Below are 17,484 nucleotides of genomic sequence, written 5' to 3' on the forward strand. Positions count from 1 at the left end.
CATGCAAGCATGTCGATAGTGAATAATCCGGTGAAGGGCTGGCAGGGCGTACCGTTCTCCAGCGTGAATATCAATGATGCGTTCTGGCGTCCGCGGCTCGAGGTGCTGAAGAACGTGACGATCAGCGTCTGTCTGGACCAATGCGAGCAAACGAACCGCATCGCGAATTTCGCGGTGGCCGGCGGTTTGCAGGAAGGCAAATTCGAAGGGATCTACTATAACGATTCGGATGTATACAAAGTGCTGGAAGGCGCTGCGTACGCTTTAATGACGGACCGCGACCCCGAGCTGGAGGCGGAGATCGACCGTATTATCGGGCTGATCGAAGCCGCGCAGGAACCGGACGGGTACTTATGCGCGTATTTCACGATCGAAGCGCCGGAACGCAAATGGACGGACATGGAAAAGCATGAAATGTACAATGGCGGCCATCTCATCGAGGCGGCGGTCGCCTACTACCAAGCAACGGGCAAGCGCAGGCTGCTCGATGTCGCATGCCGGCTGGCCGACCATTACGATGCCCTGTTCGGTCCGGGCAAACGCCACTGGGCCGAAGGACATGAGGAGATCGAGCTGGCTCTCGTGAAGCTGTTCCGGGCAACGGGGGAAGAGCGCTATTGGAAGCTCGCGCTCTGGCTGTTGGAGGAGCGCGGCCATGGCCATGGGGTCGGGGCGATCTGGGATAAGCCCGAATGGGGGCCGGCCTATTGCCAGGATGACGTGCCGGTTCGGGATATCCGGGAAGTGAAAGGGCATGCGGTGCGGGCGATGTATCTGTATACGGCGATGGCGGACGTGGCGCTGGCTTCGGGCGACGCGGCGTATATCGAAGCGCTGGACCGGGTGTGGGCGCATACGGCCGAACGGAACATGTACGTGACGGGCGGCATCGGGCCTTCGCAGCATAACGAGGGCTTCACGAGCGATTACGATCTGCCCAATGAATCGGCGTATTGCGAAACGTGCGCAGCCATCGCGATGGCCTTCTGGAACCATCGGATGAACCTGCTGCACGGCGACGGGAAATACGCGGATCTCGTGGAGCGGGAGATGTTCAACGGCGCATTGGCCGGCATCTCGCTCTCCGGCGACAAATTCTTCTACGTGAATCCGCTCGCTTCCAAGGGCGAACACCATCGGGTGGAGTGGTTCCACACCTCTTGCTGCCCGACGAATCTGGCCCGGTTCCTGCCGGCCATCGGTCAATACGCGTATGCCGTCACGGAGGACGGAATTGCTATTAATCAATACATGAACAGCGAAACGACGATCAACGCGGCGAATGCGGCGGGCGGCGGCAAGGTGCAGGTGCTGCAATCCACGGCTTACCCGTGGGACGGGCGCGTCGCGATTACGATATTGCCGGAACAGGCGGGCAAGTTCGCGGTTCGGCTGCGCGTGCCGGGCTGGTGCCGAGGGTACCGGGTATCGCTTCAAGGAGACGACCGGATTGGCGGAGGTGCCGATACGAAGACGGACAAGGGATACATCGTCTTGAATCGCCACTGGATGCCGGGAGACACCGTCCTGCTTGAGCTCGACATGCCCGTCGAAGCGATCCGCTCGCGTCCGGAGGTGGAAGCGAACCGGGGACGAGTCGCGTTCCAGCGCGGGCCGGTCGTGTACTGCGCCGAGGGGGCCGGCAATGACGGGCTGGCCTATGACGAGTTCGCGCTGTCCGCGGGCGCGCCGTTTGCGATCGAGCATCGCGAAGAGCTGCTTGGCGGGGTGACTGCGCTGCGTGGTCAAACATCCGAGGGCAAGGCGTGTTCGCTTACGCCGTACTATGCGTGGGATAACCGGGAAGCGGGATTCATGCAGGTGTGGATGCGCGAAGCGGAAGACCGGCAGCTGTACCGGTTCTAGAGGAAGAGGCTGCAGGCTTGGGCGGCTTCGGAATTCAAACAAAAGAAGGAGCAGTACGTTAATGGCCATAATTAGCGGCGTTAACTTACAGCTCTTTTTTTTGATTGATGGCATAAGTTGCGAAGCTCCGTTTGTACGAAAAATCGTACAAAGTAGCGTGCGAGGCAGCTTGTCGCCAGTGTTTTGTACGAAAAATCATACAAAGTGGCGTACGAAGAGGCGCGCTCGAGCTGTCGAGCGGCGCTAGAGCGATTCCGGTCGAAGAGCCGGAATCGTATTTTTTGATCGCATAAGCCATTAAATTGGAAAAATAAGGGCCGAACAGATGCGATCCGCATGTTATGCTGAAGAGGAGAATACTGTCAGGAGGCGCATGGTCTTATGAGCATGGAAGAGCTGATCGCCAGAATAAGGATGACGCCGGATTGTATCGTACTCCCTCCGAGCGGGCTGCCGGCAACCGACGAACATTTGCGTTTGCCTGAGGATGTGCGGACGTTTTATGCCTTGTGCGGAGGCGTTACGCTGTATCAGTTTGCGGATTACTCCGTTAATATCGTGCCGCCCGAGGAGTTCGAGCCTGCCAATCCCGTCATTGTCGGAGAACGTTGCGAGGACGATATTTCAGCGCAGTGGTATATCGCAGCGGACGACGGCAACGGCGATTACTTCACGATCGACTTGGCTCCGGAACGGTGCGGCAAATGCTACGACAGCTTCCATGAAACGCATGGCCTCGTCGGGAATACGCCAGTGATCGCAAGGTCGTTTACCGAGCTGTTGGAACGGTTATTGGCGAACAAAGGGCAGTATTGGTACTGGCTGGACGAGGGGTTTGAGCCGCTCGGGGATGCATACGAGGAATGATGCGAATCGCGCACCAGACCGGAAGCGACTGCGGCTGGTTGACTTTGGCGGCGGTCTCCTCTTTCAAAAACCGTTGAACAGCTCCCTTATTAGGCGTATAGTTTATAGGAGTCTACAGGATTGAAGTTGAAAGGGTGAGCGCAACATGTTTCACAAGCAGATCGGCGGCCTCGTGTCGACGATTTCCAACAGCTATAGAGAGCAATCGCATACGATTCTACTGGATGCCAAGGATTTGCCCAACAGAGACACGATCATTGAAGTCATCCATCAGCTGCGAGAGCTGCTGTTTCCAGGCTATTTCGGCAAGCAGAATCTTGTTAACGACACGATCGAGTACCATATTGCCAACCTGCTGCTAAGCATTCATGAGAAGCTGCATGAGCAGATCACGCGCGTGCTGAGGCATCAAGCGCTCGAGAATAACGATGTCGTCTTGGATGCCGATGCCAAGGCCGATGCCATTATCGATGCCTTCCTAAGCAAAATCCCGGAGCTTCGCTGCATCCTAGCGACCGACGTCCAAGCCGCTTTCACGGGCGACCCTTCCGCAGAGACGACAAGCGAGGTCATCTTCTCCTTCCCCGGCATTTTTGCCGTAAGCATTTATCGGTTGGCGCATGAGCTCTACAAGCTTTCCGTGCCGCTCATTCCGAGAATCATGACGGAATACGCGCATAGCGAAACGGGCATCGATATTCATGCGGGAGCGACGATCGGCAACCATTTCTTCATTGACCACGGAACGGGCGTAGTTATCGGCGAAACGACGACGATCGGCAATGGCGTTAAAATTTATCAAGGCGTCACGCTCGGTGCGCTATCCACGCGGGGCGGTCAAAGCCTGCGCGGCGTGAAGCGCCACCCTACGATCGAGGATGAAGTGACGGTCTATTCCGGTGCTTCCATACTGGGCGGGGAGACGGTCATCGGCGAAGGGGTCGTCATCGGCAGTAATGCCTTCATCACCGTATCCGTTCCAAGCGGCACCAAAGTCAGCGTGAGAAGTCCGGAACTCGTATTTAAAGGGCGGCGGCCGCAGGAGCTGCAGCAGGAGTTCGTGGCGGATTGGATTATTTAATAGCATTAGCCTATACGAAGCGATTTCGGCCCTTTGGCCGGGATCGCTTCTAATCGTATCGGCATGGGAAGATCGGAGGAGCCTGCTTAACATGAAAACACCGCTATTTTACGGCGCCGTTCATCTGCTCTTCTACCAGGATGAGCGCGTACTGCTCTTGAAAAGGCAGAACACCGGCTTCGAAGACGGCAAGTGGAGCGTCGTGGCCGGAAGAATCGACGGCAACGAGGAAGTGAAATCCGCTGCGATTCGGGAAGCGAAGGAAGAAGCGGGCGTGGACATTTTGCCGGACGACTTGGATGTCGTGGGCGTTGTCCATCGGAAGAACGTCAGCTCGGAGTGGATCGATTTCTACTTGAAGGTTCGCGCGTGGCAAGGAGAGATCACGAATATGGAACCGCATAAATGCGAGGAACTGACATGGTTTCACTTGCGCGAATTGCCGGAGAACATCATTGGTTATATCCGCTTGGCAGTGGAGAGAGACCACGGCCATATGTGGTTTGAAAGCTTGGGCTGGTAATATTCATGTTTATCAAGTGATTCAAGCAGCGGCGGAGCGCCGGCTGGCGCTTCTAACTGGACAATTATGGTATAGGTAGGATTTTGCAAAAAATGAACGCGAAAGGAGTGCGGAAATGAGCATTGTTATCCGGGAATTCCACGCGTCCGACGCCGCTCGCATCGTCTCGCTGTTCTACGAAACGGTGCATGCCGTTAACAAACGGGACTACGCGCAGGAGCAGCTGGATGCCTGGGCTCCGAGAGGAGAAGAGGCGCAGCGGGCGGAGGCATGGCAGGAATCGATGGTTCGCAATCGGAGCTATGTTGCCGAAATGGCCGGAGTAATCGCCGGTTTCGCCGATATGACGAACGCCGGCCATCTGGATCGGCTGTATGTCCACAAGGATTATCAGCGGCGCGGAATCGCTTCGATGCTGGTGAACAAGCTCGAATCCGATGCGCGCGAGCTTGGCTTGCCGGAGATGGATACGGAAGCGAGCATTACGGCGAGGCCGTTCTTCGAACGCCGCGGATACCGGGTTGAGCGGGCGCAGACCGTTGAGCGGAATAGTGTGCGATTAGATAATTTTAGGATGTCGAAGCTGTTGTAGGAGAAGCCGCCTTATGGGGCGGCTTTGCTGGTTTCTGGCTAAACGAAGCTATTCGTTTAGCCGATTTCTGGATTCGTCATAACGTGTCCTGCTAGGAACCGACTCCGCATGAAGTCGGTAATCGGGATGGTTCTCGATCAATTCCTTGATAGAGACACCATTGATAACGAGGCCATCGATGACACAGTTATCAATCGTTAGATGGACAAGATGCGAGTTGGAGACTGTAGCGCCTTCCAATATCCCGGCATTAAATTGCATGTCGAACACATCGCACGCATTCATGCGCATCCCCCACCATGCATTCCCTTCCACATTCACTTCGGATAGATTGCTTGCTCGAACCGTGGAGCCCGTGAAGTCGACATGAAGGAATTGGGCGTTCTTCATGTTCGCGAATTTGATGGTTGTCTCATTCAAGCTGGCATTTTCGATCGTGGCGTTGGTTAAATCACCCGTAAACAATTGACCGCGTGTTTGATCCATGTCGCAGCCTCCTCATAATATGGAATAATTACCCAATCTAAAATTCGCTTCAGATTGTTATTATTCCTGCATGAGGGGAGCGCTCATCGGAAGCCGCGAGTGCGCCATTAGCCTGGCTGGTTGGGCACGGGAGGATAGGCAGCCGTTATCCACCGTTATCCCCCGCCAACCTCAAACTGCTTCCGGTACGCCGAAGGGCTCATGGCGGCGCCTTTGGCGAATCGGCGCGCGAAGTAGGCCGGGTCCTCGAAGCCGACGGACGCCGCGATATCGGCTACGGGCTTGTCCGTCGTAAGCAGGAGCAGCTTCGCCTGCTCCAGGCGGTATTCGTTCACGTACTCGTTCGGCGTGCGGCCGAAGACGGCGCGCATGCATCGCGTGATATAGATCGGATGATAATTCAATTCGGTGCGCAGCAGTTCATTCGTGACGGTCTGGCGGTAATTTGCCTTGAGGAACGAAGCCGTACGCTCCGCAAGCTGGATGGCCGCGGAATCCGTACGGCCTTGCTGCGCTTCTCCGCATAAGCGGAACAGCAGATTGTGGAAGACCGTCTGCTGCTTCCAGCTGCCGGTCAGATCGGACCGGGCGTCCAGCGCGAGCAGTCCTTCGATATCGGCATATACCTCCTGCGGATCCGGCAGCGTGATGAAGCACGGCAGCCGCAAGTCGTATTGCCGCCCGAAGTCGCCGGGGCGCAATCGCTCCGTGCTTCGCTGCTGAGAAGAGAACGGCAGCGTAGCATGCTCGTCATGCGTCGTCCATGGCGCATGCGCCTGAAAGTGGACCCAGTAGAAATGCGTTGCTTCCTCGCACGGCTTCGTCGGATAGTGATGCAGGTCCGGTCGCAGAACGAGCGCTTGACCGGCTCCGATGCGGATGTCTTCCCCGGCTTCCCCCATGAACAGCGCCCCGCTAGAGACGACGATCAAATCGAACACGCCGATCATTTGCCGTTCCACATGACGGCTGCCGGGCAGGAATACATCCGAACCCGCGGTCAGGAAATGCGGAAGCGGCGGGATTTGAACGATTAAGTCCTGAGGCGGCATGGTACTCTTCCTTCCTGGGGGCGACGTTTCAAAAACACAACCTACCGTAACCCTTAACTCCCCCAATAATAAGCATCATTACGGATCGATGTCAAAGCGTTGATGCAATAAGCGGGCGGTCTGCTGTCGAGCATCCAATTCTCCCGACATGCCCATCATCGCGGATCCAGTCAAGAAGCCGACCCAATTAGGACGCAGCGATATAGTTTCGAAAATCCAAAAAGTCGTTTCGTTCGTTCCTTGTACCGCCGGCTCCGCAGCGATATAGTGGGAGACAAGAAACGGAGGCGCACGACGATGAGCGAACAACTATGGAACTTGTTTGGCGGCAATTACCGGCAGAACTGTCTCTCTTGGCATCATTCCGCGCATAATCCCGTCATCCCGGCCAGCGGGAATACGTGGCGGAGCGTCTGGGTCGCGAACCCCGACGTGCTGACGTTTAACGGCAAGCAGCTGCTCTATTATCGCGGCAACGGGATACAGCCGAATACGGACGGCAAACGGCATGACCGGCTGGGCGTTGCGGAAATCGCGGGCCTGACGCGAGACACGATCGCGCTGCGCGATCTGAACGATGGCGAGCCGATCGTCGATGTCGGCGGACCGGACGAATTCGACGGCAAGGATGTGCTGGATCCCTCAGTAATTGCGTTCGAGGGCCGAGTATTCGTCTACTATTCCGCGATCGGCGCGGGCCCGGATTGCGTCGGCCTTGCCGTCAGCGAAGACGGCGTTCATTTCAACAAGGTCGGGAATATCATGGAAGGCCGGGCTCCTGCCGTCATCGTGAAGGACGGCCACGTCTACATGATTTATCAGCTCCTGCAAAATAACGGGTACCGGCTCTATCTGGCCCGCTCGCGGGACGGCATTCATTTCGAGCAGGTATCGGATCAACCGATATTCGAAGGAACGCCGGGCAATTGGGACGCCTTGTCCATCGTAACGGCGCGGCTCATGAAGGACGGCGACAGCTATTACATGATGTACGGCGGCAGCTCGTACTTGGCGGACGAGCCGGACTTCTTCGGGCTGGCCCGCTCGACGGACCTGCTCCATTGGGAGGCGCATCCGGGCAATCCGATCTTCGGCTGCGGCGCGATGGGGCAGGAGGATGGAGGGGCGATCTGGTTCCCGGCGCTGCTCGAGACGGAGGATGCCTTCGTCATTCTGTACGAAGGAAGCCGGGGCAAGTACAGTTGGGACATCTCGTCGCAAATCTGCATGGCGTCGATTCCGAAAGCTTGATGCAAGCGAAGCGATATTGAAAAAGCGAAAAAGCGATTCTCAGCCCGGAAACGGGTGAGAATCGCTTTTTTTGGCCTTGCGCAGCGCAAGGCGAAGCAGTGCAGTCCTCCTCCGCGGTGAAGTGCAGCACGTGGCGATACGGTGCAGCGCGACACGATGCGGTACTGCACTACACTTGCGGCGCGGCACGGCAAGAGCCTAATGCGGCGCAGACCGCTGCGAAGAAGCTTGACTTACGCTTTCTTGCGGCCCCCTGCGAAGACGCCGGCGATTTTGCCAAGCATGCCGGACGGAGACGGTTCGGGATCCTTGATTCCCCAAGTTAAGCCGAGCAGAATCGGCGGAATAAACATGGGATCGATCCAGCTGTACGTGCCGTCCCCGAGCAGGTCGCCGATCAGCAGTCCTTTCTCCGGATCATGACGCATCGCCCACTTGCCGCTGTAGACCGTCATGCCCTTCTTCTTCATATAAGGCGATGCCGCTCCGAAATCGAAGTTTTTCGTCCGCGCGCGGTCCGACGCTTCGACCATCGCTTCGAAATCGGCCTCCTTCTGCTGCCAGCTGCAGGCCGAATCCCACATTTCGAGCAGCTGATAGCCGGCGAGGTCGGATTCCGAAATGGCGGCTTGCAGCGTATCGCCGACGAACGGGTAATTCACGAGCCTGTCCCCTTCGTGGAGCCGGATCCTTAGAATTCCGTGCGGCGCAGCGAGACGTTCGTGAAAGGCATATTGCTTGTAGCCGGTCAGCGTATCGCCGATTCGTTCCTCCAGGCAGTTGGGCACGTCGAGGCAATCCGGGATATTAAGGACATGAACGAAGTAGAGCGTTTCGCCCTTATGCTCGACCGGCAGAAACTCGGCTTCGCCATGGCGCAGATGACGTTGAAACAGTTTCGCGGCTTTCTCGGTTACGAGCAGGGCACCGTTGTGACGCATGAGAAAATCAGTCGGCTTCTTGCTCGAGGCGCATTTCAGCCTTGGCGGTATCCAAGAGGCGAGCATCGGCTGCCCGTCGAACGCGAGACGCTCGAAGTCTTCCATATCCTCGAATTCCCACCGGGCATGGGCGGGATGGTAATCCAACAGCCAAAATTTCATTGCGGTTCGTGTCTCCTTCTTGCGCTCCACGAGTTATTTTGGGAGGTTTATTATTAATCTACCAGAAACTAGAAGGGGTGTCCTGGGAGAATTACCGCGTCTCTCCGATTCCTCCTTCTATCCCCGTCCCGCGGCATCGCTCCGCAAGCGGTCACGGAACTGCTTCGGCGAGCAGTCGTTAAGGCGGTTAAAGAGCTGGTAGAAATGGCCGAGGTTGGACATGCCGACGGCGACGGCGGCGTCCGCGATGCTGATATCGCTCGTCAAGAGCAATTGCTCCGCGCGTTTAATGCGCTTAAACACGACGAACTCGGTGAAGGTCATGCCGAGCGCCTTCTTGAACGTTTTCATAAAATGGGTAGGGCTCATGTTCAGCAGTTCGCTGACCGCCTCGACGCTCAGTTTCTCGTCCACATGCTCCTCGATATAATTGATCGCCGGACGGAGCCGCTCGTAGAGCAGATGATCATGATAGTGGAGCATCTTGCGGCTGTCGCTGCGCAGGAGCAGCAGCAGCATCGACTTGATGCGGGAGGAGACGGCCAGCTCGTAGCCGATCTGCCGGTCGTTCATCTCCTTGTATATATCGCGGATCAGCGCGGCAATGCCGGCACGGGCTTCGCGATTCTCGCCGAATATGTAATTGAGCGCGCTCAGCGGCCGGATCGTTTCCGCAAAATGCATCATATTGTTCATGGTGCTTTGATCCCAATATTTGCGCAAATTGAGCTGGAGGACGAGGTAGCTGAGCGGGCTGTCCTTCGTCTGTATCGTCATATGGGGCTCGGCCGACCCGAACAAGGCGACGTCGCCTTTGCGAAGAATCAACTGTTCATCGCCGTAATAGGCGAACATCTCGCCGCGGTGTATGAGCAGAAATTCGATTTCATCGTGATAATTCCACGGCGCCAAGGCCGTTTTCCGCTCGTCCTGCTCCGCCCGCAGCGATTTATTCTGCGCCCGGTCCGAGTCGATCTGCCAGATTTTGATAGCGAGAAAGGGATTCTGGTAGGCGACATGTTCATGTTGGATTTCGACAGTCATCGCAGTGCTCCTTCAACGAATGGCAAGGTATGATTTCGTAAGGCCATTGTAGCACGAATCGACGGTTGCTAAGGCAGGATGACAGGATACCGTAAAAAAAACGCCCGATCTGCAATCGATCCCGAACGCCGGCTTCCTTATAATAAAATCAAAATGTATGCCCTTACAGGAGGAATAGAAACAGATGACACAGCAGAAGATCAACGTTACGATTTGGAATGAATACCGCCACGAGAAGAAGAACCCGGTCGTAGGCGAAATTTACCCGCAAGGCATGCATGCCGCTATCGCCGAAGGCTTGAGCGTGCAAGGCGAAATCAAATTCGCGACGCTGGACGACGCGGAACACGGTCTATCCGAAGAGGTATTGAACAATACCGACGTACTGATCTGGTGGGGGCATCTTGCGCACGGCGAGGTACAAGACGAGATCGTCGAGCGCGTCTACAACCGCGTGCTGCACGGCATGGGCTTGATCGTCCTGCACTCCGGCCACTTCTCGAAAATCTTCCGCAAGCTGATGGGGACGTCCTGCGACCTGAAATGGCGCGAAGCGGACGAGAAGGAACGCATCTGGGTCGTGAATCCGGCGCATCCGATCGCTGCAGGAATCGGCGAATATATCGAACTGCCGGCAGAAGAAATGTACGGCGAGCACTTCGACATCCCGCAGCCGGACGATCTGGTCATGGTGAGCTGGTTCGAAGGCGGCGAAGTATTCCGCAGCGGCTGCTGCTATAACCGCGGCGCGGGCAAAGTGTTCTACTTCCGTCCGGGCCATGAGACATACCCGACGTATTATAATCCGCAAGTGCGCAAAGTCATCGACAATGCCGTGAAATGGGCTGCGCCGGTCGGCAGCGAATATCCGAAGTACGGCCATGCGAAGACGCCGCTGGAACCGATTAAAGGAGCGAAATAGTCGATGTTAAAAGTTGGCGCGGTCGGAACCGGCGGGATTTTCCGCATGGCCCATCTGCCGGGATGGTTGTCTTCAAAGGAAGTAGAACTCGTCGCCTTCTGCGATCCGGTACGCGCGGCGGCCGAAGCGATCGCGAAGGATTTCCCGGATGCTCGCGTATATGACAGCTACCAGGAGCTGCTGGACGATCCGTCGATCGATATCGTCGATATCTCCACGCCGAACCTGTTCCATTCGGAGATCGCGATCGCCGCGCTTCGCAAAGGCAAGCACGTCTTCTGCGAGAAGCCGGAGGCCGTCAATGCGCTGGAGGTGCAGAAGATGGCGGACGCCGCGCGGGAATCGGGCAAGCTCCTCATGACGATGCGCAACAACCGGTTCAGCGAGGAAGCGAAGTATCTGAAGCGCAGCAGCGATGCGGGCAAGTTCGGCGACCTGTACGCGGGACGCTGCGGCTGGATTCGCCGTCGCGGCATTCCGGGGAGAGGCGGCTGGTTCACGACCAAGGAGCTGAGCGGCGGCGGGCCCTTGATCGACCTTGGCGTCCATATGCTCGACCTCGCCATGTGGTTCGGGGGCAATCCGAAGCCGATCACCGTCAGCGGATCGACGTACAATAAGTTCGCCAACCGTCCGGATGCGAGCGGAGTGGTTCCGGCAGGCACGTTCGACGTGGAAGATATGGCGATCGGCTTCGTCCGGTTCGATAACGGCGCTTCGCTGCAATTCGAATTCAGCTGGGCATCCAATGTCGAGGCCGAGCAGAAGTTCGTGGAGTGGCGGGGAACCGAAGGCGGCTTCGCGCTGGTGAACGATAAGATGAAGATGTTCTCGGAAGAAGGCGGCGTGCAGCTCGATCAGCAGCCGGTCTTCAACGGCAAGCAGACCGCGCAGCATACGGCGAATATTCTGCACTTCATCGAATGCGTGCTGGGACGCGAGGAAGCGATTTACGTGCCGTCTCAGGGCGTCGACATGATCAAGATTTTGACGGCGATCTATGAATCCGCGGCAACGGGCCGGGAAATCCGGCTGTAGCAGGCTGCGCCAACGAATGAAAGCCGAATGGACATCGGGTACGATACCTGATGATCCGTTCGGCTTTTTTTGCATTCGGGATCGCGATACCTTCTTCTAGTCAATTCAAGCGCGCTTCGTTACAATTAATCCCATGGAAGTCAATCGCACGCATAAGGATCGATAAGGAGGCTGCGCAAATGAATAACCGCATCGTCGTCATGGTCAGCATCGTCCTGGCCATGCTCGTGGCGTCGATGGATTCGACGATCATCAATACGACGATTCCCGTCATCGTGAAGGATCTTGGCGGCGTGAAGCTGTATGCGTGGGTGTTTACGGCCTACATGATCGCGTCCACCGTGCTGTCGCCGCTGGCGGGAAGGCTGTCCGACATGTTCGGGCGCAAACGGATTTTCGCGATGGGCATTCTCTTGTTCCTGGGCGGATCGCTGCTATGCGGTTTCTCGCAGACGATGGCGCAGCTCGTCATCTTCCGCGCGGTGCAAGGCATCGGCGCCGGCTTCATGCTGCCGTTCCCGGCCATTCTCGCCGGCGACCTGTTCCCGGTCGAGCAGCGCGGCAAGATTCAAGCCTTCTTCACGGCGATGTGGGGCTTGTCGGCCGTGCTGGCGCCGCTGCTGGGATCGTTCTTCGTGGAATATTTGAGCTGGCATTGGATTTTTTACGTCAATTTGCCGATCTGCTTGGTTTCGTTCCTCGCGCTGCTCCCGTACAAGGAAGTGTATCAGCCGAAGCGGGCATCCATTGACGTCATGGGGGCGCTGCTCTTCTCGGGCGGCGTCTCGCTGCTGCTGGCAACGACAATCGTCGAAAAGGGCATAGTCGCATACGCGGCCGGGGGCGTCGTGCTCATCGCGGGCTTCTTCGTCTATGAGCGCAGACATGCGTCGCCGATCGTGCCGCTGTCGCTGCTGCGCAACAAGCCGGTTTCCTGGATGCTGGCAGGTTCGCTCATCTCGTACATGGCGCTCTTCGGCGCCGCGAGCTTCGTGCCCTTGTTCGTCCAAAATCAAGGCCATTCGCTGCTGATCAGCGGCGTCGCGCTGTTATTCGTCGCTTTCGGCTGGATGGCGGTGTCCGTGCCGGCGGGCAAATGGGTGCTGCGTTACGGCTACAAACGGCTGCTGATCGCGGGCAACCTCATTCTCATCGTCTCGGCGCTGCTGCTGCTGGCATTCCGCGAAAGCACGCCGCTCGCTTACGTGTTCCTGGCGATGACGGTTTACGGACTCGCATACGGCCTGCTCTCGACCGTATCCATTATCGGCTCGCAGCAGCTGGTGGAACCGCATCAGAAAGGCATCTCGACCTCGCTGCAAATGTTCGCGCGCAACATCGGCACGGCGGTCGGCGTTACGGTCATGGGCGCCTTCGTGACGAAGACGGATCACTTCTACGACGGCATGCATAAGCTTTTCCTGTTCGGGCTGATCTTGAGCGTAATCGCGTTCATTCCGCCGTTCGCGCAGCGCGGGCATGAGGCAGAGCTGGCCAAGAAGCCGGCTTAAGGCGTCGGGGCTGGGGCGGCGGGTTGCCGTCCCGGCAAGTCCGAAGGGGCACGCGCCTCAGCAACTCCGCAGCCTCGGCCCCTCGCAGCCCCGAACCCCGTAACCCCGTAACCCCGTAACCCCGTAACCCCGTAACCCCGTAACCCCGTAACCCCGTAACCCCGTAACCCCGAACCCCGAACCCCGAACCCCGAACCCCGAACCCCGAACCCCGAACCCCGAACCCCGAACCCCGAACCCCGAACCCCGGCACGCACCTTCGGACCCTGCACTCTCGCGCCTCCGCAACTCGAAATCTCCAAACCTCCTGAGCTCCAAGCCTCTAACCTACCAAGTCCCCGACCCGCCAACTCTCCAGCCCCCCCATCAACCGTCTATCCCCAAGTCTCAAATACCGCTCCTCCGCCCCCATGCTTGCGGCTAACGAACTCTATAATGCTTATAATCGAGAAATCAGCACTTTCACGCTTCTAAAGAATCCTATGAGCGTTATTACGCAGAAAATAAGCCAAATAGCCGGTATGTGGAGCATTTATTCGAAATAACGCGTCTGGAGTTCGTTACGATTTCAAATCACTGTTTTTGGCCCGAATAAGGTTGCTAGGATTCGTTACGCCGGCTCACGCTTCTGTTTGCACGTCATATTCGTATTCCCCGTCAAGAATCCGGTCGAGGACAGGACCCGGCGACTTGGAAGCAATTGCATATCGCATCAGGGTGCAGCATGAGCTAAGTCATGCTTGCCGCTATCATAGCTGCCGGCTTTTTTGGCCGGAATCCACATCAGCATGGCCGAGGCGCCGTAGGCTGCGTTTCGACGTATGCCACATAGCCGTACTGGGGGAGAAGGACCCATTAGCCGCCTCCAAAGGAAATCGCCCGATTTTTCATCGTTTCGCTACGTTATTCCGATATCATTTAGGGTAAACTAGTAAAATCGCAATCTAAATCTAGTAAACGAAACGCGTTTCAAAGGAAGTGAACACTGATATGCCGGATATGAATTTGTCCGTTCCGGTCCGACCCGGGAGACGAAAGACCGCCCGCAGGCCATGGCTGCTCGTCATGATGCTGGCGTCGCTTGCAGGCTTGATTATTATCAACTCGCCGGCGAAAGAACGGATTTGGCCGAAAATCGCCGAGGAAGAGACGCCATTGCCCGTGCCGGTAACCTCTCTTCATCCGGTAGTGAGCGCGAAGATGATGGAGCTGATCAAGCAAACGTCGAAGGCGGGCATTACCATTCTGGTCACCGACGGCTTCCGCAGCAGCTTGGAGCAGGACGCGCTCTACGAACAGGGCCGGACCGCGAAGGGGCAGGTCGTCACGAACGTCAAGGGCGGCGCATCGTACCATAACTACGGCCTCGCGATCGATTTTGCGCTGCGCACCCCGAAAGGGGACGTCATCTGGGATCTCAAATACGACGGCAACCACAATGGAAAAGCGGATTGGATGGAGGTCGTGGCCATCGCCAAGACGCTCGGCTTCACATGGGGCGGCGACTGGAAGAGCTTCAAGGATTACCCGCATTTGCAGATGGATTTCGGCTACTCGATCAGCGAGCTGAAACGTGGCAAACTGCCGCCGAATGACGCAAAGCCATGATAGGTCTACGCACAGCTTGGGACATGTCCCCGGCTGTTTTTTTATATACAGCTCTACGAATCTAGGAAGATATTGGATTTTGCACTATAATGGCAGCAGCAACGCATGGACTAACAAAGATGAAGGCGAGTGAACGAGAGTGAAAGATATGGACATCCAAGTAACGCTGGTTCCCTATGAAGATAAGACGATTTTGGCTAACCTCATCCAATTGTACCGCTACGATAGCAGTGAATTCGACGGCCACGTGCTAACCGCGCATGGCAATTACTTGTATAAGTACTTCGACCATCAATGGACCGACGAATACAGGAGGCCGTTCATTGTTAGGGTCGATGGAGAAATCGCGGGATTCGTACTGGTCAGCCTCGACGTGCCGCGCCAATATGTGAAACTGAGCAAAGCCGAGCAAACGCATGTAATTAGCGAGTTTTTCATTATGCGCAAATACCGGCGCAAAGGCGTCGGCCGCCAGGTTGCAGCATCGATCTTCCTCCGGTTTCCCGGCATGTGGGAGGTTCGGCAAACGGTTGGCAATAAGGACGCCTACGCGTTTTGGAAGCGCGTGATCGGTCGATTTGCCGGGGAGGGCGCTTACAGGGAGGAATTGCTGGCGAATGACAGGTGGCAGGGGCCTGTGTTTGTATTTCAATCGAAAGGAGACCGGGGGGAGAAGCATGTTGAACACCAGTCATAAGGCGAACAACCTGCTCCTGCTGACGGGGAAGCCGCGCACGGGGAAGAGCACCGCGATCCAAGCGATCGCGCGCCGACTGGGGAGCGGGCAATGCGGCGGATTCTATACGGAAGAAATACGCAATGAAGAGGGGCGGACCGGATTCCGCTGCGTAACGGTAAGCGGCGGCAGTAGGACCATCGCCAGCGTGGACAGCGCGAGTCCGATGCGAGTCGGCAGATACGGCGTCGAACTTGAAGCTTTCGAAGGAATTGCCATTCCGGCCATTCGGGAGTCGCTGCGGACGAAGGCGATCACCGTCATCGACGAGATCGGCTTTATGCAGATGCTGTCCATTCCCTTCCAAGAGCTGTTGGCGGAGATTGCCGCCGGAACAGGCGGTCCGCATATCATCTTAGGAACCGTATGCGTCGACAGCCACCCGGTCATCGATCGGATCAAGGCCGCTGCAGGCGTGCGGCTGTACGAGCTGACGGTCGAGAACAGAGAGGCTGTGAGAGAAGCATATTGGCGGGACATTGCCGATCTTGCTGGCTTGGAATGAATATACATGCAACAATTTTCGCGTTTCCTCAATGGCTGCGAGCAATACGCGGGCGCATCGGTATTCTTCCGAATGGACGACAACGCATTCAAGACCCTGTGAAATGCATTGGCTTAGTCCGGCATTGACGGCCATGCCGGCCGCGGATCTGCAGAACTTCGTGAAAGTCAAATTATGCGACAAATCTGCGACAAACTGCAAGATTCCGCCAAGGGATATTATTCCTCTTACCCTGGGTATATAATCGTTTCTGAAGCGATTACATAGTTTCATCCGAGGAGGAATAAACGGTATGATGAATGTCAAACTGGGTATGCGAATCCCGCCCAAAATCGGGGCGGAGGGGATGGAAAGCACGGCTAAGCTGGCGGTGAAAGCAGGTCTTGACGTACTGGATCTCCCGCGGCTCACGCCGGAATGGAAAGCGGTTTGCGAAGCGGCGGGACTCGGCTTCGGCACGATCGACGCGAAGCACACCGCGCAGCTGCTGAGCCGCGACGAAGCGCGCCGCGCGGATGCGGTAGAAGCGACGAAGAAGGAAATTTCGGATATCGCGGCGCTGGGCGGCCGAGTGCTGTTCATGTGTCTGGTGCCGGAAGATCACACGCTTCCGCGCAAAGACGGCTTCGAGCTCTTCAAGGATTCCTTCCCGGAGGTCGTGAAGCACGCGGAGCAGCAGGGCATCTACATCGCCATCGAAGGCTGGCCGGGACCTGCGCCGCACTATCCGACGCTCGGCTGCACGCCGGAGATGTGGAGAGCGATGTTCAATGCGATTCCGTCGAAGCATTTCGGCTTGAACTACGATCCGTCCCACATGGTCCGTTTGGGCATCGATCATCTTCGCGCGCTCGGCGAATTCGGCGAACGCATCAACCACGTGCACGGCAAAGACACCGAAATCCTGCATGACGAGCTGTACGAATGCGGCGTGCTGGAAGCGACTTTCGGCGCGAAATACGGTTTCTCCGAAGGATCATGGCGTTACACGATCCCGGGCCACGGCGAAGTCGACTGGGGCAAAGTCGCTGTCCGTCTCGAGCGCCTCGGCTACCAAGGCGCGGTCAGCATCGAGCTGGAAGATCATCGGTTCTGGGGTTCCCTGGAGGCGGAGACGCAAGGCATCGAGAGAGCGGCGCAGCACCTGGCGAAATATTTCAGATAATAAACGGCAGTCCGATTAAGAATCGGCAGTCCGAATATAAGGCAATTATACAAAACGCCTCAAACGCGGTCTTCACCGTGCTTGAGGCGTTTTTTTGCATTTTGCATGCTTAAGCGGATCGTGGCGTTGGTTAT

At 56.8% G+C, this 17,484-nt stretch carries 17 protein-coding genes; 13 read left to right on the top strand and 4 right to left on the bottom strand.

Annotation, left to right across the window (positions count from 1 at the left end; all coding sequences use genetic code 11):
- Positions 1–9: 9 nt before the first annotated feature.
- The 5 genes from GZH47_RS19675 (at position 10) to GZH47_RS19695 (ending at position 4,929) form a co-directional block, all read left to right on the top strand.
- Entirely contained in the window at positions 10–1,866 is a 1,857-nt protein-coding gene (locus GZH47_RS19675) for a glycoside hydrolase family 127 protein (protein ID WP_162642649.1), read from the top strand.
- A gap of 381 nt (positions 1,867–2,247) precedes the next feature.
- Positions 2,248–2,733, top strand: a complete 486-nt coding sequence (locus GZH47_RS19680) for an SMI1/KNR4 family protein (protein ID WP_162642650.1) — start codon at positions 2,248–2,250, stop codon at positions 2,731–2,733.
- A gap of 145 nt (positions 2,734–2,878) precedes the next feature.
- A complete protein-coding gene (locus GZH47_RS19685; protein ID WP_162642651.1) occupies positions 2,879–3,814 on the top strand; it encodes a serine O-acetyltransferase in 936 nt (311 codons plus the stop codon).
- Positions 3,815–3,905: 91 nt separating this feature from the next.
- Entirely contained in the window at positions 3,906–4,337 is a 432-nt protein-coding gene (locus tag GZH47_RS19690; protein ID WP_162642652.1) for an NUDIX hydrolase, read from the top strand.
- Positions 4,338–4,458: 121 nt separating this feature from the next.
- Positions 4,459–4,929 (top strand): GNAT family N-acetyltransferase, encoded by a 471-nt coding sequence (locus GZH47_RS19695; protein WP_162645333.1) that lies wholly within the window; start codon positions 4,459–4,461, stop codon positions 4,927–4,929.
- Between the two features lie 48 nt (positions 4,930–4,977).
- On the opposite strand, the gene GZH47_RS19700 is transcribed toward GZH47_RS19695, so the two are convergent.
- On the bottom strand, positions 4,978–5,415 hold the full coding sequence (locus GZH47_RS19700; protein ID WP_162642653.1) for a pentapeptide repeat-containing protein: 438 nt from the start codon (positions 5,413–5,415) through the stop codon (positions 4,978–4,980).
- A gap of 155 nt (positions 5,416–5,570) precedes the next feature.
- A complete protein-coding gene (locus GZH47_RS19705) occupies positions 5,571–6,467 on the bottom strand; it encodes a helix-turn-helix transcriptional regulator (protein WP_162642654.1) in 897 nt (298 codons plus the stop codon).
- A gap of 297 nt (positions 6,468–6,764) precedes the next feature.
- On the opposite strand from GZH47_RS19705, the gene GZH47_RS19710 reads away from it, so the two are divergent.
- The gene (locus GZH47_RS19710) at positions 6,765–7,718 is read left to right on the top strand and encodes a glycoside hydrolase family protein (RefSeq protein ID WP_162642655.1); all 954 of its coding nucleotides are present in this window, start codon (positions 6,765–6,767) and stop codon (positions 7,716–7,718) included.
- Positions 7,719–7,951: 233 nt separating this feature from the next.
- On the opposite strand, the gene GZH47_RS19715 is transcribed toward GZH47_RS19710, so the two are convergent.
- Together GZH47_RS19715 and GZH47_RS19720 are read right to left on the bottom strand one after the other, a co-directional pair.
- On the bottom strand, positions 7,952–8,821 hold the full coding sequence (locus GZH47_RS19715; RefSeq protein WP_162642656.1) for a hypothetical protein: 870 nt from the start codon (positions 8,819–8,821) through the stop codon (positions 7,952–7,954).
- A gap of 117 nt (positions 8,822–8,938) precedes the next feature.
- Positions 8,939–9,865: an AraC family transcriptional regulator gene (locus tag GZH47_RS19720; protein WP_162642657.1), complete on the bottom strand. Its 927-nt coding sequence runs from the start codon at positions 9,863–9,865 to the stop codon at positions 8,939–8,941.
- A 184-nt stretch (positions 9,866–10,049) separates the two neighbouring features.
- Here GZH47_RS19720 and GZH47_RS19725 point away from each other — a divergent pair, with 184 nt between their 5' ends.
- The 7 genes from GZH47_RS19725 to GZH47_RS19755 all read left to right on the top strand — a co-directional run bounded on the left by GZH47_RS19725 (position 10,050) and on the right by GZH47_RS19755 (position 17,350).
- The gene (locus tag GZH47_RS19725; RefSeq protein WP_162642658.1) at positions 10,050–10,787 is read left to right on the top strand and encodes a ThuA domain-containing protein; all 738 of its coding nucleotides are present in this window, start codon (positions 10,050–10,052) and stop codon (positions 10,785–10,787) included.
- A gap of 3 nt (positions 10,788–10,790) precedes the next feature.
- Positions 10,791–11,825 (top strand): Gfo/Idh/MocA family protein, encoded by a 1,035-nt coding sequence (locus GZH47_RS19730; RefSeq protein ID WP_162642659.1) that lies wholly within the window; start codon positions 10,791–10,793, stop codon positions 11,823–11,825.
- A gap of 179 nt (positions 11,826–12,004) precedes the next feature.
- A complete protein-coding gene (locus GZH47_RS19735) occupies positions 12,005–13,336 on the top strand; it encodes an MDR family MFS transporter (protein WP_162642660.1) in 1,332 nt (443 codons plus the stop codon).
- 999 nt (positions 13,337–14,335) lie between these two features.
- Entirely contained in the window at positions 14,336–14,944 is a 609-nt protein-coding gene (locus GZH47_RS19740) for a M15 family metallopeptidase (RefSeq protein WP_404823815.1), read from the top strand.
- Between the two features lie 148 nt (positions 14,945–15,092).
- A complete protein-coding gene (locus GZH47_RS19745; protein WP_162642661.1) occupies positions 15,093–15,641 on the top strand; it encodes a GNAT family N-acetyltransferase in 549 nt (182 codons plus the stop codon).
- Positions 15,622–16,185, top strand: a complete 564-nt coding sequence (locus GZH47_RS19750) for a nucleoside-triphosphatase (protein ID WP_162642662.1) — start codon at positions 15,622–15,624, stop codon at positions 16,183–16,185. The genes GZH47_RS19745 and GZH47_RS19750 overlap by 20 nt, the downstream gene beginning before the upstream one ends.
- A 292-nt stretch (positions 16,186–16,477) precedes the next feature.
- Entirely contained in the window at positions 16,478–17,350 is an 873-nt protein-coding gene (locus GZH47_RS19755) for a sugar phosphate isomerase/epimerase family protein (protein ID WP_225446136.1), read from the top strand.
- Positions 17,351–17,484: the final 134 nt, after the last annotated feature.

Origin of the sequence: Paenibacillus rhizovicinus, assembly GCF_010365285.1 — a bacterium.
In the GTDB taxonomy this organism is placed as follows: domain Bacteria; phylum Bacillota; class Bacilli; order Paenibacillales; family Paenibacillaceae; genus Paenibacillus_Z; species Paenibacillus_Z rhizovicinus.

Excerpts from the sequence above, each read along its gene's own strand:
- GZH47_RS19675 (WP_162642649.1), top strand. The coding sequence starts at position 10 with ATGTCGATAGTGAATAATCCGGTGAAGGGCTGGCAGGGCGTACCGTTC.
- GZH47_RS19680 (WP_162642650.1), top strand. The coding sequence starts at position 2,248 with ATGAGCATGGAAGAGCTGATCGCCAGAATAAGGATGACGCCGGATTGT.
- GZH47_RS19685 (WP_162642651.1), top strand. The coding sequence starts at position 2,879 with ATGTTTCACAAGCAGATCGGCGGCCTCGTGTCGACGATTTCCAACAGC.
- GZH47_RS19690 (WP_162642652.1), top strand. The coding sequence starts at position 3,906 with ATGAAAACACCGCTATTTTACGGCGCCGTTCATCTGCTCTTCTACCAG.
- GZH47_RS19700 (WP_162642653.1), bottom strand. The coding sequence starts at position 5,415 with ATGGATCAAACACGCGGTCAATTGTTTACGGGTGATTTAACCAACGCC.
- GZH47_RS19705 (WP_162642654.1), bottom strand. The coding sequence starts at position 6,467 with ATGCCGCCTCAGGACTTAATCGTTCAAATCCCGCCGCTTCCGCATTTC.
- GZH47_RS19710 (WP_162642655.1), top strand. The coding sequence starts at position 6,765 with ATGAGCGAACAACTATGGAACTTGTTTGGCGGCAATTACCGGCAGAAC.
- GZH47_RS19715 (WP_162642656.1), bottom strand. The coding sequence starts at position 8,821 with ATGAAATTTTGGCTGTTGGATTACCATCCCGCCCATGCCCGGTGGGAA.
- GZH47_RS19720 (WP_162642657.1), bottom strand. The coding sequence starts at position 9,865 with ATGACTGTCGAAATCCAACATGAACATGTCGCCTACCAGAATCCCTTT.
- GZH47_RS19725 (WP_162642658.1), top strand. The coding sequence starts at position 10,050 with ATGACACAGCAGAAGATCAACGTTACGATTTGGAATGAATACCGCCAC.
- GZH47_RS19730 (WP_162642659.1), top strand. The coding sequence starts at position 10,791 with ATGTTAAAAGTTGGCGCGGTCGGAACCGGCGGGATTTTCCGCATGGCC.
- GZH47_RS19735 (WP_162642660.1), top strand. The coding sequence starts at position 12,005 with ATGAATAACCGCATCGTCGTCATGGTCAGCATCGTCCTGGCCATGCTC.
- GZH47_RS19740 (WP_404823815.1), top strand. The coding sequence starts at position 14,336 with ATGAATTTGTCCGTTCCGGTCCGACCCGGGAGACGAAAGACCGCCCGC.
- GZH47_RS19745 (WP_162642661.1), top strand. The coding sequence starts at position 15,093 with ATGGACATCCAAGTAACGCTGGTTCCCTATGAAGATAAGACGATTTTG.
- GZH47_RS19750 (WP_162642662.1), top strand. The coding sequence starts at position 15,622 with ATGTTGAACACCAGTCATAAGGCGAACAACCTGCTCCTGCTGACGGGG.
- GZH47_RS19755 (WP_225446136.1), top strand. The coding sequence starts at position 16,478 with ATGATGAATGTCAAACTGGGTATGCGAATCCCGCCCAAAATCGGGGCG.